This is a genomic window from Mycoplasmopsis verecunda, from assembly GCF_033546915.1.
Classification (GTDB): Bacteria; Bacillota_I; Bacilli_A; order Mycoplasmatales; family Metamycoplasmataceae; genus Mycoplasmopsis; species Mycoplasmopsis verecunda.
On sequence record NZ_CP137850.1, the window covers coordinates 574336 to 591973 of the forward strand.

14 protein-coding genes are annotated in these 17638 nt (G+C 26.4%); 12 read left to right on the top strand and 2 right to left on the bottom strand.

Annotated elements, in window-relative coordinates; genetic code table 4:
- Positions 1-21: 21 nt before the first annotated feature.
- Both SAM46_RS02200 and SAM46_RS02205 read right to left on the bottom strand, forming a co-directional pair.
- Positions 22-2052: a hypothetical protein gene (locus tag SAM46_RS02200; protein WP_078746847.1), complete on the bottom strand. Its 2031-nt coding sequence runs from the start codon at positions 2050-2052 to the stop codon at positions 22-24.
- 49 nt (positions 2053-2101) lie between these two features.
- Positions 2102-2533 (bottom strand): hypothetical protein, encoded by a 432-nt coding sequence (locus SAM46_RS02205; protein ID WP_078746848.1) that lies wholly within the window; start codon positions 2531-2533, stop codon positions 2102-2104.
- 200 nt (positions 2534-2733) lie between these two features.
- Here SAM46_RS02205 and efp point away from each other — a divergent pair, with 200 nt between their 5' ends.
- The 12 genes from efp to SAM46_RS02265 all read left to right on the top strand — a co-directional run bounded on the left by efp (position 2734) and on the right by SAM46_RS02265 (position 17638).
- Positions 2734-3297, top strand: a complete 564-nt coding sequence (gene efp / locus SAM46_RS02210; RefSeq protein ID WP_078746849.1) for an elongation factor P — start codon at positions 2734-2736, stop codon at positions 3295-3297.
- A complete protein-coding gene (locus SAM46_RS02215; protein ID WP_235645887.1) occupies positions 3297-3614 on the top strand; it encodes an MMB_0454 family protein in 318 nt (105 codons plus the stop codon). The genes efp and SAM46_RS02215 overlap by 1 nt, the downstream gene beginning before the upstream one ends.
- Positions 3614-3940 (top strand): hypothetical protein, encoded by a 327-nt coding sequence (locus SAM46_RS02220; protein WP_078746851.1) that lies wholly within the window; start codon positions 3614-3616, stop codon positions 3938-3940. The genes SAM46_RS02215 and SAM46_RS02220 overlap by 1 nt, the downstream gene beginning before the upstream one ends.
- 12 nt (positions 3941-3952) lie before the next feature.
- Complete coding sequence (locus SAM46_RS02225) at positions 3953-4957, top strand: MAGa3780 family membrane protein (protein ID WP_078746852.1); 1005 nt, start codon at positions 3953-3955, stop codon at positions 4955-4957.
- A gap of 72 nt (positions 4958-5029) precedes the next feature.
- A complete protein-coding gene (locus SAM46_RS02230; protein WP_078746853.1) occupies positions 5030-6034 on the top strand; it encodes a nicotinate phosphoribosyltransferase in 1005 nt (334 codons plus the stop codon).
- A gap of 78 nt (positions 6035-6112) precedes the next feature.
- On the top strand, positions 6113-6706 hold the full coding sequence (locus tag SAM46_RS02235) for an FMN-dependent NADH-azoreductase (protein WP_078746854.1): 594 nt from the start codon (positions 6113-6115) through the stop codon (positions 6704-6706).
- A 193-nt stretch (positions 6707-6899) separates the two neighbouring features.
- On the top strand, positions 6900-8024 hold the full coding sequence (locus SAM46_RS02240; RefSeq protein WP_078746855.1) for a variable surface lipoprotein: 1125 nt from the start codon (positions 6900-6902) through the stop codon (positions 8022-8024).
- A gap of 108 nt (positions 8025-8132) precedes the next feature.
- Positions 8133-9152, top strand: a complete 1020-nt coding sequence (locus tag SAM46_RS02245; RefSeq protein WP_078746856.1) for a glycosyltransferase — start codon at positions 8133-8135, stop codon at positions 9150-9152.
- Entirely contained in the window at positions 9152-9805 is a 654-nt protein-coding gene (locus SAM46_RS02250) for an RDD family protein (protein ID WP_078746857.1), read from the top strand. The genes SAM46_RS02245 and SAM46_RS02250 overlap by 1 nt, the downstream gene beginning before the upstream one ends.
- Before the next feature lies 1 nt (position 9806).
- A complete protein-coding gene (locus tag SAM46_RS02255; protein WP_078746858.1) occupies positions 9807-11990 on the top strand; it encodes an ATP-dependent helicase in 2184 nt (727 codons plus the stop codon).
- Positions 11990-13642, top strand: a complete 1653-nt coding sequence (locus SAM46_RS02260; RefSeq protein ID WP_078746859.1) for an MHO_4530 family protein — start codon at positions 11990-11992, stop codon at positions 13640-13642. Before SAM46_RS02255 ends, SAM46_RS02260 begins: the two co-directional genes overlap by 1 nt.
- A gap of 195 nt (positions 13643-13837) precedes the next feature.
- The gene (locus tag SAM46_RS02265) at positions 13838-17638 is read left to right on the top strand and encodes a putative immunoglobulin-blocking virulence protein (protein WP_078746860.1); all 3801 of its coding nucleotides are present in this window, start codon (positions 13838-13840) and stop codon (positions 17636-17638) included.

Here is a 17638-nt window from a genome sequence, read left to right on the forward strand (position 1 = left end):
TATAAAAAAGTCGCTTAGCGACTAATATGATAATTTGGCTCTTTGGATTAATATTTTCTCTTTAAAGAAAGTTAATGGTGATGAAATCATAATTAATAAAGCTGTATAAACAGGAATAGAAATTAATGACCTAAATACAATTGGCATCATAAAGTAGATATATTTCTCTGATGTCAAATATCCACGACCATTAAAGTAATTTAAATATTGAATATACACATATGGGCCATATATCCATCTCATTATAACAATTACCGTAACAACTAATCCTAGCGAAACTAGTAATTTTTTAATAAATAAAAGTTGCTTATTTCTTTCTAACTCTTTTGATGTTAATCTAAATCCTTGTACAACTAACATAATTGCTAAAACAGTAATTATGATTAATAAGATTCCAGAAAGAGATAATATAACAAATAAAGTTGCATCTGAAAGTACCGAAACTCCAAATGTTCTTGTTATTCTAAATCCTTGAATTCCACCATTTTTCTTATCTGTTCCGAAGACATCTTTTAAAAATCCAGCACTTGGATCTGTATTATGTAAATAAGCTGCATATATAGTTACTGAAGCTAAAGCAAGAAATATGATTATAAATAATACGACAGTTGTTGTGGAAGCTTTAATAGTATTTGTCTTATACATTCATAAGAAAAATTTAGCTATTAAAACGACACATATTGGAACTATTGCATACATTCAGAATCAACTTCAAATTGATCCGGTAAATAATAATCCAGCAAAGTCAGCTAATAATCCTAATAATATAGCTTTGAAAAATGGGAAAAAGATAGCAAAAATTATGTAAAAGACATATTCAAAGCTTAATCCTAATTTCGATAATCCAGTAAACTTGGTTAAAGCCGTTATTATTAAATATAAACCAAGTAAAGCACTTGACATTGTTAAATCTATAATTGAGAAACTAAAGTTTATTTTTAATCATTGTGAAAATTTACTATCACTTGTTAAATTTAAAAAGTGATTTATTGTTTGAATATCTTTTAATGAATTTATATATTTATAAATAGGCCTTGTATATTTCAAGATAAAAAATCATCTATAAATGAAATCAATTAATACAAAATAGCTAATTACATTATTTAGTTTTAGTAATTTATAATATTGTTTTTTATCATAAATATCAGTAGTTAAATAGTTTGTTAAACGATAATTTAACTGTGTTGTAGTGGTAAAGGTTCAAAATAAATAGAATAATCCTACTAATATAGCAGAAACTAAATACATGTATCAACCAGAGTAATTAGCTGGATTAAATTTCTTAACATCGTTTAAGGCTACATATTCATAGTAATATTTAGCATTTATAATAGCTACAATAAGCAGTGATACAAAAATAGCAAAATAAATAAATTTAGCCAATGAAATAAAGAATTGCTGTTTAAATAAATGTTTTTTAAATAGATTCATATTTTTAGATAAGAATCAAACTTCATCTACTTGATAGGTAGATTTTTTTCGTTTAAATAAACCTTTTTTAGCATCTTTTACAGTTATTTTAGTATTAATAAATTGATTAATTGAATATATGTTTTTTAATATATCAGTATATTGATCCTGTGGTCTAATTTTTCTTAATATATAAAAATATCTATATGCGAAACTAAGTATTGGAAAAATATTTAGGTGTTTATCAATTTTTATAAGTGTTTTAATTTTTTCTAGTGAATAAGAATCAATATGATATATATTTTTTAATCGAAAATAAAATTCCTTATTTCGTTTGTAAATAAATATATTGTAATATACAAAAATTATTAATGAGGCTATTATAAAAATAAATCAGTAATATTGGTAGCTAGTAAATTCTAATTTATGTACAACATTATAAGAATATTGAGAACCAAATACTATACCTAATACTAATAATATTAAAAAGATGCTTTGTAATAATAAATGTGAAGCAAAAATAACAGCCTGTTGCTTGAAAACAGACTGATGAAATAACTTAATTCTTTGAGAAAGCAGTCAAACATTAGAGTTCTGATTGATTTCATTTCTTACATTTCTATTCTTATATCATCTTTCCATATTCATCAATAGAATTTTAATACAAAAACTCTATTTTTTAACATTTTTGTTATTTAGAATCTATATTTTTTCTAAATGTGGAATTTATGGTAATAAGCCTAGTATTCATTAAATTTTCATTTACACATTGCACAAATGTGTCCAATATTTCAAGTTCATTGATTTCAGAAATTTTATCTCTTAATATTTCGTGATTTACATTTTTAAAATACTGATCAAAATCAGTTTTGGATATTTTATAAATTGTATTCATATCAATTAGTAAATTCGTGATTCGACTAGATGTAAAAATAGGTAATTGTTTAGTTCCGGAACCAAAAAAAGCTAAAGACTTGCTTATTACTTCACAAAATAATATTTCATCATTCGAACTAAATATAGGTACTGCATATCTGGAATCACAATTGCTTTTCTGAAAAAGAACGTGTTTTAATTCATCATTTATTTCATAAATTTCAAATAATTTTACTTCATTATTCATTTTATCCCCTTTTTATTATGAATATTACTTTTGATAAAATAGAACTAAAAATGAATTTTTAAAGAAAATTTCCGCAAAAATCATATATCACAGAAATTAACATTTAATCCTTATTTTTTATAAAAAAATAAGGGAATTTCTATATAATTTAAAGCAATATTAAATTAATAATTAAATTCAGCTAATTTAAAGGAGAAAATATGATTAATGTTAACGAATTCAAACCAGGAATCACATTTGAAGATGAAGGTGAAATTTTTGTAGTTCTTGATGCTCAGCACTCAAAACAAGGACGTGGTCAAGCAAACGTTAAGGCAAAAGTTAAAAACTTAAGAACAGGATCTACAACTATTAAATCATACACAGGTGGTGATAAAGTTAAACCAGCTCACATCGATAAAAGAAGAATGAACTTCTTATATTCAGATGGAGAAAATATTATTTTAATGGATAATGAAACATTTGAACAAGTTGAAATTCCAGTTTCACATGTTGAATGAGAATTAAACTTCTTAAAAGAAGGACAAGATGTTCAAATTAGAAAATTCCAAGAAGAAGTTCTTGATGTTGAATTACCAGCTAATGTTGACTTACTAGTAACTGAAGCTCCAGACGCAGTAAAAGGTAATACAACTACAAACCCACAAAAGAAAGTTGTTGTTGAAACAGGATTCGAATTAGAAACACCTATGTTTATAAAAGAAGGTGACGTTATTTCAGTTTCTACAGAAACAGGAAAATACGTTGGAAAATCAAATAAATAATGAACTGAATTACAGTACCATATAACTCAAATCAAAGCTATATCGTTCAAGAATCAGCAATTGTTGATGTTGTAAATAATGCTATAGCAAGTACAAAGTATGTCAAAAGTAATCCATCAAATATGAGATTAAGTTTTGATGATAATCACTCTAATGTTCAAATATATATAGATGTTAAAATTCGCAATTCTCAAAAAAACGATATTAATCCCTATGCAATAATTAAGGAATTAACATTTAAAATTGAAGAAGGTGTTAGATCTTTAATTGATAAAAGACCTAAAAATGTACAAGTTGTTTTAATGGATATATACTAATGTCTAAAATTCAATTTCCTAAAGACAAAATGCCTTTATATCGTAAATTATTTGCTAATGAAGTCAAATCAGAAATTGAAAAGTGAAGTCAAAAGAAATATAAAAAAGATAAATATAACACTCAGGAATACTTAGTTCAAATTAATAAACTTTATGAAGAATTAAGAACGCATCAAATTAAAGATGCTGATTTAATTTCAAACAAAGTACTATTTCGCTCTTTAAAAAGAAAACATTCTTTGCTTACAATTAGACCATATGTTATATTATTAGCTATTTTTATCGTTCTAGCAGTTGTTGGTTTAATAATAGGATTTAATATATAAATAGAGGGAAAAATGAAGAAAAAAATCTCAAGTTTTTTTAAGAAATATTTCGGACATTTTACTGCACAAGATTGAGTAACTTGAACTATTGGGCTAATTTTAATTCTAACTTATATAATCGTTACATTACTAGAATGGCATTTTAGAAGTTTATGGGTTTTAGAAGCTTACAATTTAAAAGGTGCCGATGGTCAAAGCATACTTCAAAATATAAAAGAAATAGCTGATACAAATAATCCTGATACTAAACGTGTGATTACAGAATTAGTTTATCCGAATGCTACATATTTATTTTGAGGTGGTTCAACATATTGATTCACCTTTATGTCAAATGTTTTAATGGGAGTTACATTATTTCTATATCCGATATATCAAAAATCTCGTAGAGCACAAACATTTTATTTTGCTTCAATGGTTTACATAATTATCGTTATGTTAGGTTATTGAGGAGGTGTTATTTTTGATCACTCAATTATTACCTCTAATCGTCCGTTTGAACTTGGTAAAACTTTAATTATGCATGCGGTAGCTCCATTTTTAGGATTATCAACTTTATTTATCTATGAAAGAAAAAGAATTAGAATAGCAACCAAATCAATATGAGCCTTTATGGCTTGACCTATTGCATATTTATTATTTACAGTTGCTATATATTTCATAGGTTATAAATTTATGCAACCTTTTGGTGGAACTGAATTACAACGTGGGGTAACTATTTACGGAGTTGTTTCATTTTATCATCCATTAGGATATCAAGGGAATTCAATTTTTGTTGTAGTTGTGCTAGATATAATTATGGTTCTTTGTGCTATATTCGCAGGACCAATTATAGGATTTACATTAAGAAAAATACTAAGAATACTACAACCTAAGCAAAGAAAACTTCCTCCAATTTATTTTATTCATCCAAGAACAAAAAAAGATATATTAAAAACAAAACAAAAAGCTAAGCTTGAAAAAATGATATTTAAGAAAGTGAAAAAAAATAGCAAGGAAGAAATTCTGGCTAAAAATTAAATAAATAAATAAAAATTATAGCAAACTAAGTTATTAGTTTGTTTTCTATAACTACAAGAAATCGGAGATAAAATGCAAGATAAAGAAAAATATATTGCTTCCTACTTTCACAAAACTAAAGAAATTCTTGCTACAAAAAAACCACATAATACAATCATTATGCAGTTTTTCCAAAGAAAAGATGATGCAATTTTATGTGGTATGAATGAGGTTTTAGATATTTTAAAAACTCAAACAGATACATCTAAATACATTATTAGATATTTACCTGACGGTACACATATAAATAATTTAGATATTGTATTAGAACTTGAAGGTCAATATCAAGAATTTGGTATTTGAGAAGGGCTGATTGATGGTATTTTATCTAGAAATACTTCAATTGCTACTAATGCATATCACTGTGTACAAGCTGCTAAAAATAGACAAGTTATTTTTATGGGTGATCGTGCTGATCATTATATCAATCAAGAAATTGATGGATATGCAGTTAGATTAGGTGGAATTAAATTAGTTTCAACTCTAGCACAAAAAGATGCTAATCATCAAGAAGAAACTGTATTTGGTTCAATGCCTCATGTTTTAATTCAAGGTTTTAATGGGGATGTTGTTGAAGCAACCAAAGCTTATCATGAATTATTCCCAAACAATAAACTAATTGCTTTAGTTGATTATCACAATGATGTAATTGGAGATTCACTCAAAATATGAAATGCTTTAGGTAATAAAGTTTGAGGTGTTCGTATTGATACAAGCAAAAATATGGTAGACCATATGTTTGATGGCGAACAACCTCAATATGGTGTAAATCCTGAACAAATATTTAGATTAAGAAAAGCATTAGATGAAGCAGGAGCTACAAATTACAAAATTGTAGTTTCTTCAGGTTTTAATGCTGACAAAATTAAAATGTTTGAGGATTTAAATACACCTGTTGATTATTACGGAGTTGGTCAAAGTATTTTTAAATTAAATAATTCCTTTTCAGCTGATGCAACTATTTTAAATGGTCAAAAGCAAGCTAAAGAAGGTCGTAGTTATAGAGCAAATCCAAATTTAATTACTTTTAAAAATTAAGTCAATGACTTGATTTTTTTATTAGTAAATATTATAAATTTAATATAATTATAAAAAGTTAAAAAAGGAGTAAAAAATATGCAAAAAATAACACTTTTAGACGGACACATTGTTGCCGAAGGTAATTCAGTATCACACAAAATTCTAGACTTAGTACAAGAATATTATCAAGCTGATGCAAATAATGAAATTACTAAAATTGATTTAAATACAACTAAACATGCGCAAGTATTTATGACTGCAAATAATTTTGCTACATATTGAACAGATGTTGAATCAGATAAATGAATCGAACTTATGAAAAATACTGATATTTTAGTTATCACAAATCCTATGATTAATTTTTCGGGTTCAGTATTAGTTAAAAATTTCATTGATTCAATTGCAGTAGCTAATAAAACATTTAGCTACAAATATTCACATAAAGGTGATGCTATTGGATTATTAACAAATCTCAAAAAAGTAATTATTATATCAACTCAAGGAGCACCAGAAGGATGATATCCATTCGGGGATCACGCTACATGGCTTGAAGGAACATTTAAATTTCTAGGAGCTCAAGAAGTAAAACACATCAAATGATATGGAACAAAAGTAAAACCTACTGCAGATATTAAATTAGATGAATTACAGGAACATCTATCTGATAAATTATTAGAAGCAGTTAAATAATTGCAAAGATGACAGAATATTTTTATTTAATGACTGTTGTAACAAGTATCAAAATTACACTTATTTATCAATATACAAGTATTAAACATTAATATATCTTAGTCTTATAATTGGAAGCGAAATGCTTCCAGTTTTTTTTTTTTTTTTTTCTTTACAATTCAAATAATATTAATTTTAATCAAAAGGAGATAATATGAAAAGATGAAAATTTTTATTAACTTTAGGCACAATAGGAACAGCTACTTTACCTATTGTTGCCGCTTCATGTGGTGGTGGAAATAAAACTCAAGAGTCAAAACCTCAAGATCCAATAACAACACCAACACCAGTAGTTAAATCAGTAAAGAAAAGCATTCCTGCAAGTACTTTAACACCAGCAATTAAAACTTTAAAACACAATGTTACTATAGCAAGCATTGGTGATTTAAATAAAGCAGTAAATAATTATAATGCTGATGTTGCTAAATTTGAAAACGACCAAACATACAATAACCTTAAATTAGTCTACAACATAAATTTAGGTGATTTTAAATTCAACGATACAATTTTATACACGAGAGAACAATTTGGTAAATTAAAAGATAAACTTGATAAAACTAAGATTGATACAAATGTTGATTTAGGGGTTTTAACTCTTGATGCAAATAATCAAGAAGAATTAAAAAAAGCTGAAGAAGTAATTCAACATGCATTTAATAATTATTATGTTAATGCAAATTGATTTGAAAGCACTTTAAAAGACAAATTCAAAGCAGCAGGAGCAAGTACATTAACAGGATCAGTTACTCTAGAAAAAGCAATTAAAAATGGTAAGCAAGCAGAATACAATTCATTAGTAAATGAAATTAAAAAATTCATGTTAGATAATGCTAATTTAAAACTTGCAGACGATTTAAAAATTACTAAATTAGATCAAAATATCCACAAAGGATGATCATTAAATCTAACTTTACAAAAAGGTGATTTAAAAGCTAAAGGTGTGAAATTAGATTTCAAAAAACCAAAAGCCGATTGAAGTGATAAACAAATTTTAGAAGAAAACTTAAAAGGATCAAAATTTGAAAAAGTTAAACAATCTGTATCTCAAAAAGTTTTTAACTATAAAGAATTTATTTATGCAATGTCACCTAAAGGTGCAGAAATAGTTAAACCACTTTCAAATACTTTAATTGCTTTATCTGTTGTTTTATTATTTAAACAATTACCATTCCCACTTAGCACAATTGCAGTAGTTACAATGGCAAAACCAATAGTTAAATATTTAACGGAAGTGTCAAATAAATATATTGAAACATTCTTTCAAAATACACAAAAATAATATTTATACCTAGTTTATTACTAGGTTTTTTTATGCTTTTGTAAAATAGTTTAAATATGAAATATTTAAATATGATAAAATTAAATTATTAAATTTTGAGGAGCAAAAATGAGATTATCAATTATTTCACTTGTTGGTGAAGATGCTACATATGTGGACACATTTTTATATTCATTAAAAGAACAAGAAACACAAAGTTTTGAAATTATTTTATGCATTAATAAAAATTCCGAAGCAAAAAATATCTTTAATGTAGCTAAAAAATATTATGAATTTTTCGGTAGCAGATTAGTTATTATTACTAATTCAAAGGATAATTCTTATCAACATAATTTAGTTAGTGCTTTTAGAATCATTAAAGGTGATTATGTAACAGTAATTAATTCTGATTCAAGTATTAAAAAATATTTTATCGGAGATATTATTGAACAAGCACAACGTTTCAATGTCGATGTATTAGAATTTAAACCTAGACTAGTTGGAACAATTCGTTTTAAACCAAAAGAAAGAACAGAGCTTGATAAGATTTTAGACATTTCTAAAAATCCAAACATTATTGCTTACACATATCCATTTATATTTAATAAAGTATTTAAAAAATCACTTGTTAAAAAAATAACTAAATATAAACCAAGAATAACTAATGATTCAATTGTTTGTCTAGAATTAAATTACTTACTTTTAATGGAAGCTAAAAAATACAAATACTTAGACTTTAGAATTATTCGCCAATACATTCCATCAGACACCTGATTTAATTCAAAAGTTCTGCTAGATTCTTTTAATGTAGTTGATGATAATGCAAAACGATTGGAGTTAAAAATTCAAGAAGAATTAAAATATGCTAAATACTATTTTATTAAATTACTTCTAACTGGATTTTTATCTGAAACATACTTTGTTTACAGACACTTTTCGAAAAACGATAAAGAACAATTAGAAGAGAAAAGAAGCAAAATATTAATTCAAAAACACGATGAATTATTAAAGAAAATTGAAAGTAGCGAAGAATTTCAAACATTCTTACGCACCAATATATATATGATGGTTGATTCACCAGAAACACAAATGTTACGAGAAGATTATAAAAAACTAGTTAAAACTAAGATTTTGGATAATCTAGAGTAATGTATAAAAATGCCAGTTTTTTCAAAAGGTTTTTTTCTAATTTAATTGATTTTGTTATCTTTTTTGCTTTTGCTTTAGCGATATTTTTTACAGTTAAACCAACATTAATTACACAGCAAACATCAACAGGTTATTATTATGCTTCTATTTCATTAATAACTATATGAATGAATTGTTACTATATTGTTTTTCCACTTTTATGAAGAGGAAAAACAATTGGGATGTTTGTTTTTAATCTCAAATTAATTTCCTCAAAAGATAAAACTTTTCATTATTCCTTAATTTTCAAGCGGAATATGTTTGGTTGCTTATTTGTGACAATTAATTTTATTATTATATTATCAGCTACATCAGCAACAGATTTATCAAATTTGCGAAATCATACAGATAATGTTAAAAACCTTGATTATAAAATTCAAGTTGTCACTGCTATTATTACTGCATTAATGGGGACTTGATTTTTATTACACACACTCGATTATGTGATATTGATCTTTTCTAAGAAAAAATTAACCATTATTGATATTGCATTTAATTCTCGTATTGTAGAAGATAAATTATTAGAAAAAATATCTTCAAAAGATGTTATTCTAATTCCTTATTACTACACAGAAAGAACATTTAAATATTTTAAAGAACAAGAAGGAGAATAATATGGATTTAATTAAAGTAGATTTACTAAGTGACTTAAATAAAAAACAACGTGAAGCTGTTAAATATTTTGATTCACCACTTCGTATAATTGCAGGAGCTGGTTCTGGTAAAACCAGAGTTTTAACTCGTAAAATTGCTTATTTAATTAATGATTTAGGTGTTAGACCTAAAAACATTTTAGCTGTAACATTCACCAATAAAGCAGCAAATGAAATGAAGCAAAGAGTAATCCAGTATACTGATAAAAGTCTCAAAAATGAATTAAAAATTTCTACCTTCCACTCTTTCTGTGCAGAATTTTTAAGAAAACATATTAGATTACTTGGCTATCATAACGATTTTTTAATCATTGATGAACCTGATAAAAATCAAATATTAGGTAATATTTATAGAAAATTAGATATTTCATCACATGATATAAGCTATAAAACTATGATTGAGTATATTTCATATGCTAAAAATATGGAATTAAATTACAACGATCTTTGCGAAGAACTACAACGTGAAGGTCATTCAAAAATTATTGCTGATGTGTATCAAGAATATTTAAATGAACTTACTGCAAAAGGTTCTCTGGATTTTGATGACCTTGTAATTTTAGCTAAAATGCTGCTAGAAACACATCCTGAAATTACTGCAATTTATCAAAAACAATTTGAATACATTTTAGTTGATGAGTTTCAAGATACTTCTCACTTACAATACGAATTAATTAAACTAATTATAGGTCCAAATACTCACTTTACAATAGTAGGTGATCCTGACCAAACTATTTATAACTGACGTGGAGCTGATGTTAATTTAATTTTAAATTTTGATAAAGAATTCAAAGATGCAAAAACAATTGTGCTAGATATTAACTATCGGTCAACACAAAAAATTTTAGACTCAGCTAACAAACTTATTTCTCAAAATACTAATAGATTACATAAAGATTTAGTTACTTCAAACGAAGAAGGTGATGACGTTGAATTCTATCATGGATTTTCTCCAGAAGCAGAAGCTAGATGAGTTATTCAAAAAATAAATGAACTTAAAAAGCAAAAAAATCAATTAAAAGGAATGGCTATTTTATACCGTTCTAATTATTATTCTCGTCCATTTGAAGAAGCTCTAATTGAAGAAAATATCAATCACAAGATTTTCAATGGAACTAAATTCTTCGAACGTTCAGAGGTTAAAGATGCTTTAGCTTTCTTAAGAGTTATAGCTGAACAAAAAGATATTGCTTTAGAGCGTATCATTAATGTTCCTAATCGCGGTATTGGTGATGTCACATTAGGTAAATTAAAAGAATATGCTAAAAAACAAGGCAAATCTCTATTTAGAACATTACATGAAGATATTAAAACATTACCAATTCCTGCATCAAAAATTAAGGAATCTATCTATCCGTTCATGGTATTAGTTATTAAATATGCTAAAGCATTACAAAATAACAAAATTTCTGTTACATTAGCTAAATTCTTAGAAGATATTAAATACTTTGACCATATTGCTTTGAATGAAAACCTTCGTGGTTCAGCAGAAGATAATGTTAAAGAATTGATTAATTCAATTGCTAACTGAGAAGAAAAAAACAAAGATAAAACTGTAACCGACTACTTAAATATGGTTTCATTAATGTCAGTTTCTGATGAATATGATAATGTTCCTAACTATGTATCTTTAATGACGATTCACTCAGCAAAAGGACTAGAATTTGATAATATTTTCCTTGTCGGTCTTTCTGAAGGAATTTTCCCTAATAGACGTTCATTAGATAATAATGGAAATAAATTTTCCGCAAAAGGTAGATATTCAAATACACTAGAAGATGAAAGACGTTTAGCTTATGTAGCCGCCACTCGTGCTAGAAGTAAACTTTTTCTTTCGGATTCACGTGGAAAAATTATTGGAACTGATATTGATAAAAAACCATCTCGATTTATAACTGAAATGGGACTAGATATTCATGAAACAATTATTAGCTCAAAAAATGGATATATTAGTAATTTTAATGATGAAGAAGATAATGTTTCAAATAGCCAAATTCTGGTTGGTGATATTATTAGCCATATTATGTTTGGTGATGGAGAAGTTGTTGATGTAACTCCGAGTGAAATTGTAGTGGAATTTATTAAAGATAAGAAAACAAGAACACTTAATAAGAATCATCCATCTATAAAGGTGATTTCTAAATAATGGCTATTTCATCTATTATTGGAGTAGTAATAGGTGTTTTTGTTGCTATTATTTTCCTTACAATTTTATTCTTTGCTGTTCTATATTACTTTTATGCTCGTTCTTCATCTGGAATAATTCTTTTTCGTTTAGATCCAGCTAATAAAAGAGTGTTAAGATTAAGTGAAAAAAATTATGTTTTCTCTACTGTTTTCGATGCTAAAAAACTTAAATTCAAGGAATTTACTTTTATTCCGCAAGATTCATTTTTAAACATTATTGATCCTGAATCTTCAGCATATATTAAACAATTTATTGACGAGGGTAATAAAAGAAAACAAAGAATTTCATTTAAATTTAATGAAAAATCATTGAAAGGATTACTATCTCCTTTTGAAAAATTAATTCATTATTATGACAAGATTTCAAATGCAGAAAATAATTTTATATTAAAAATTTATCCGATGGATAATGGTGAATATAATTGTAGTATTACTTGAAAAAGAACTAAACAAAATCCTGCTTTAATCAAGAAAATATCTGTCGAAGAAAATAATTTCTTTGAAGTACCTTTTAAGAATGAAAATAATATTATTATTGCATTTGCACTTAAACCATATTATATTAATCGACATATTGAAACTGATTTTCTTGAACAATTATTTGAATCTTTTGATTTAAATTGAAAAAACACACCTATTTTTAAACAAAATGGCTTCTTATTTATTGTTCTAAAAGATAAAAATAAATATACATATAATAACTACTTAACCAAAATTAAAGAAATTAATGTTGGTATAAACTATAATAAATGTTTTATAGCTGCTACTATTTTTAAAAATACTAGATTATCAACTGAATATGCTAGAGAAATGCTAATAGCTAAAATTTCATATTCATTATTTAATATATTGAACGATTGCAAAAATTCAGATAAATATATAAATTTATCTCTTGATTTCATTAATACTAAGGAATTTAAAGAATTTAATAATCAATTAATTCGTTATCGAAACGAAAACTCTTTATTAAATAAAGATTTAAATAATATGCATATTGATTATTTCCCAATTCGTAATTATCAATCATATAAACCATCTAATTTAACTGTTGCTTCAGTATCAAATGACTCATATGATGTAACTGATAATAATTGAAATACATTTTTTAGAAATATCCCTATTTTAAATTATGAATACGAAAAATATTGATATCAATATGTAGAAAAAACTACTGATAAAAATAATCAAAATCTACTAGTTAAAATTTCACAAGAAGTGTATCTTAATAAAGAATTGCAAAATACTAAAGATACTCCAATTTGTTTAATATATGCGTATAATAATGTCTTTGATCACTTAAATTTAAAGAAAAAAATTGATGAAAACTTCAGAGATTCAATACCTACAGCTCTATATATAGATGAAATTGATAAAGCTTTAATTAATATTATTAATGACACTAAGCTAAAAGCAATTGTTATTGGAGAAAAAATCACAAAACATCTAAATAGCACTAGAGTATACTTTGATTGCATTAGTATAATTAATTTAGCTGCTAATAATAATATTAAAGTTATTTACGAAAATCCACCAAAAAATTTAGATAACTTAATAATAGAAAAAGCTCGTGTTTTTGCATGTTATTATACAGATGAAAACACTAATAAGTAAATGTAATAATTACTTTATTTTACATATGCAAAATTAGTGAAATCTAAGAAAACTAAAAAGTTCAAAAAGTACCATTTTTTAAGGTATTTTTCGCTCATTTTAGTTTTTTTTTTTTTTTTTACAAGGCAATAAAAGAATTATAATTATTAATATCAAAACTTAGTTATATAAAGGGATGTATAAAACAATTATTTTATGATAAAAGCAAGAAGAAATAGAATACTAAAAGCAGCATTAATCCTAGGAGGTGTGGGTATTTTATCTGCATCATCTTTTGGTATTGCCTTTGGTGTCATTAATAAACAAAATGGTGATTATAACTATACACATAGTGATATTAATAAAGCTAATTTAACAAATGTATCCATTAAACTAGTTCCACAGCAAGCTTCTAGCTCTGATGCTAATACAGATAGTGGTAAAAAAGATGATAATGATCAGTCTACAGTAAAAACTGTGCTTAATTTCGTTGTTTCTTCCACAGGAAAAACAATTAAAAAAGTTGAATTATATACTTCTGATAATAATGTATTGCAAATGCAAATTCAAAATTTAATTCCTAACGGATATAATTTTGACCAATCTCGTTATAGTGAAAATGGTGAAATTACAGCTTCATTGGGTGCCGAAAATAATATTTATATTGTTCCAGAAATTAAATCTATTAATAAAACAACATTCGTGTTCTACACACAAGGGGATGATGGACAACAAGTTGAAATTGAAACTGTTGAAAAGAATAATGATGAATTAGATTCAAATTTTGATATTTCTGCCATACTTCCTAAAGGATATACCTTTGTGGATAGTCAAACTCAAACATATCTAGTTGGTTACACAAATAGATACAATGTTAAAAAAATTATTAATAAAGTTACCTTTAATTTGAAATTCGTAGCTAATGGTACTCAAATTGGAGATTTAGTTAAAGTAGAAGCAAGTGAAAATGATGTTGTTAATATTCTTAGATATGTACCAGAAGATTATAAACTAGCAGAAGGACAATCTGAAACAGTTACAGCAAGCAGTAATACATTTGAAATACAAGTTGTTAAAATTCCTAAATCAGTTACCACAACATTAAACTTTGTCGAAAAGCAAAATGGAGCAAATGTTATAATCAGTCAGCAAAAAGTCACTACTCAAGATGATGCAGTTATTAAATATCAAGATTACTTGCCTGAAAACTATCAATTAGCTGATGGACAAGATAATTTGGAAATCAAAGTAGGAGAAGTTAATACAATTTATGTAACTAAAATCAAGAAATTAGTTAGCACCACTATTAGATTCATTGATTCTACTAATGGCCAAAATATTGGACAACCTTTAACTATTCAAAGTTATGATGATGAAACACTACAATTTTCTCAAGACTGAATTCCACAAGGATATAAAACAGTTGAAGATATAGATAAAATTAAAATTAATGTTGGACAAATTAATAATATTTCAGTAGAAAAAATATCTGTAACAGCTACTGCCACAATTATTTATAAATGACAAGGTAGAGCTGTAGATACAAGAACAGTAACCGGAGAAAAAGGAACTGATATTGATTTAGGTTCATCACAATTTTTACCAAGCGGTTATGAAATTGATTCTTCCTCAAATCAAAAATTAATTGTTCCTATTGAAGATACCACTTACGAAATTAATGTTGTAAAGAAAAATATAGTAACCACATTTAAATTTGTTAATGTAGACGGAAATCAACAAGTAGGATTAATTCAATCAATTACTACAACAGCTGATGGCACAATTTCTATTCAACAAGTTGAATCATTAATTCCTAATGGATACAAATTAGTTAATAAAACTATTTCTATCAAGTTAGGCCAAGAAAATGTAATTCAAATTCAAAAAGAAATCCAAACCATTAAAACAACAATAATATTCCAAGATAATGGAAATCAAATAGGAAGTCCAGTTGAAATAACGACAACATCAGATGACACTAAACCTATTGATTGAGAAAAACTTGTACCAAACGGATATCATGTCACAACTCAACCAATAATTGTTAGAGGAAAAACGAATTATATTCAAGTTGCTAAAGATAAAGTTGAATATACATATAAACTAATATTTAAATATGATGGAAAAATCATTAAAGAAGTTAGTGGTACATACTATGATGATTCAATTCCTAATATTATTCAATTTATACCAGCTGGATATAAATTAGTTAATCCATCTGAAGCTAATATTGTTCCGCAAAATAATGAGCGTGTTTACCAAATTACACCAATTGAACCTGTTAAAAAACCTTTAGTTACTAAACCTAATTTAACTCCTGAAGAAGAAAAACAAGTTCAAGAAATAATTGACAAAAAACAAGGTAAACCAGTTGATGTTAATAATTTAAATATTCCAACTAAATCCGAAGATCTTCCTGAAGTTCCAAAAGGAAGAGTTCCTGCTGAAGTAGTTAAAGATGTAACTGCAAGAGTTAAGAATTATGATAAATTAATTAATTCAAATAAAGATCTTACAGCTGATGATTTAAAAGATGTATTTAAAGAAGTTTATGAAAAGAACCCTGATTTACTTGAAGTATTTGCTAAATATTTAAATGGACAAATTTCAATGCCTGGCAGACCTTTAATTCCTAAAGAACAAATTAGACAAATTGTTAAAGCTCAAATTGCTGCTGCTGAAAATATTATGCAACAAGAATTGCAAGCTGGTAGAATTCCTGTATTTGAAGTCACAGGTAATACATTTGGATATGATGTAACAATCAAATTTGATTATATGGATGATAAATACAATCCAGTTGTGCAAAGCAATATTCAAAATAATAAAAATAGAGTTCTTGGAAATGATGGTAAATACAATAGACAACCTAGCGGTATATTAGATGGTGATTACATTGGATGAAAGAAATTTGATATTTCTGGTTCTTACAAAGAACTAACTCCTGAATCTCAAAGAGGTAAAACACAAATTGATCCTAAAACAGGACAAAAAGTTAGTCTTGATGATGGTTTAAGAATATATCAATATTCACCCGATGGAAAAGATAATTACACCAAAGATAAACCAAGTCAAAAGATGTTGGTGGTTGATGCATCTAACAAAAATGGATATGATAAATTCTTACAAGTACTTAAAGCTCACCCAGATATTACAATGGTTAGAGTAGATAAAATCGGATATAGCGATAAAAACGAATCACTTAGAAACTTATTATCACAATTACCTTCTTCAGTAAAAGTAGTTAACTTATTCTTTGCTTCAAGAGACACAACTGCTATTGCCGGATTAGAAAACTTAAAACTTGATGAGGTTGGTATATATACAACTATTCCGAATATTGACAAGAGAAATGATAGGCTTGATTGAGGTATTGATCCAGTTGGACTTAAAAATACCAAGTTTGTTTCATTTGAAGGCGGAACATTAGAATCATGAGAAGATACAGCAAAAGGTCAAAGAGCCGCTTCAATTTACTTCAATACAATTCGTCCCGCAAAACATAGTAATTTCAAAGATATACAAGATGGATTTGAAATAGCATTAAAAACCAAAGCTTCATGAAAAATATTTAACGGTAATTTTGGAGCAGGTGGTTATCCAACTGGAATTGATTTATCCCTAAACCATAATCTTAAATCATTAAAAGGTATTCCATTATATGAAAGAGTATTTAGAAAATTAACTCTTCATGCTGATGGTGAGGAATTTAGTTTACCAATTGGCGAAATTGTATCAGGACAATTTGGTTCTCTAGTTGTTCAAGGTCCTGATAGAGCTAAGATGTATTTTGATAATCCAACAACACATATTTTACATTTAACCGGTAAAGCAAACGATATCGGTGATAATTATGGAATTCACTTATATGGATTACTTGAAGCAGGAAGTGCTTCATTAGATACTTTAGTAGTGGATTCATTAGAAGTTAAACAATTAATACAAAATTCACAAGCTTGGGGTCAATTTGGCTCAAAATTTGGAAATAAAATAATTGTTAAGGAAGGAAATAACTAA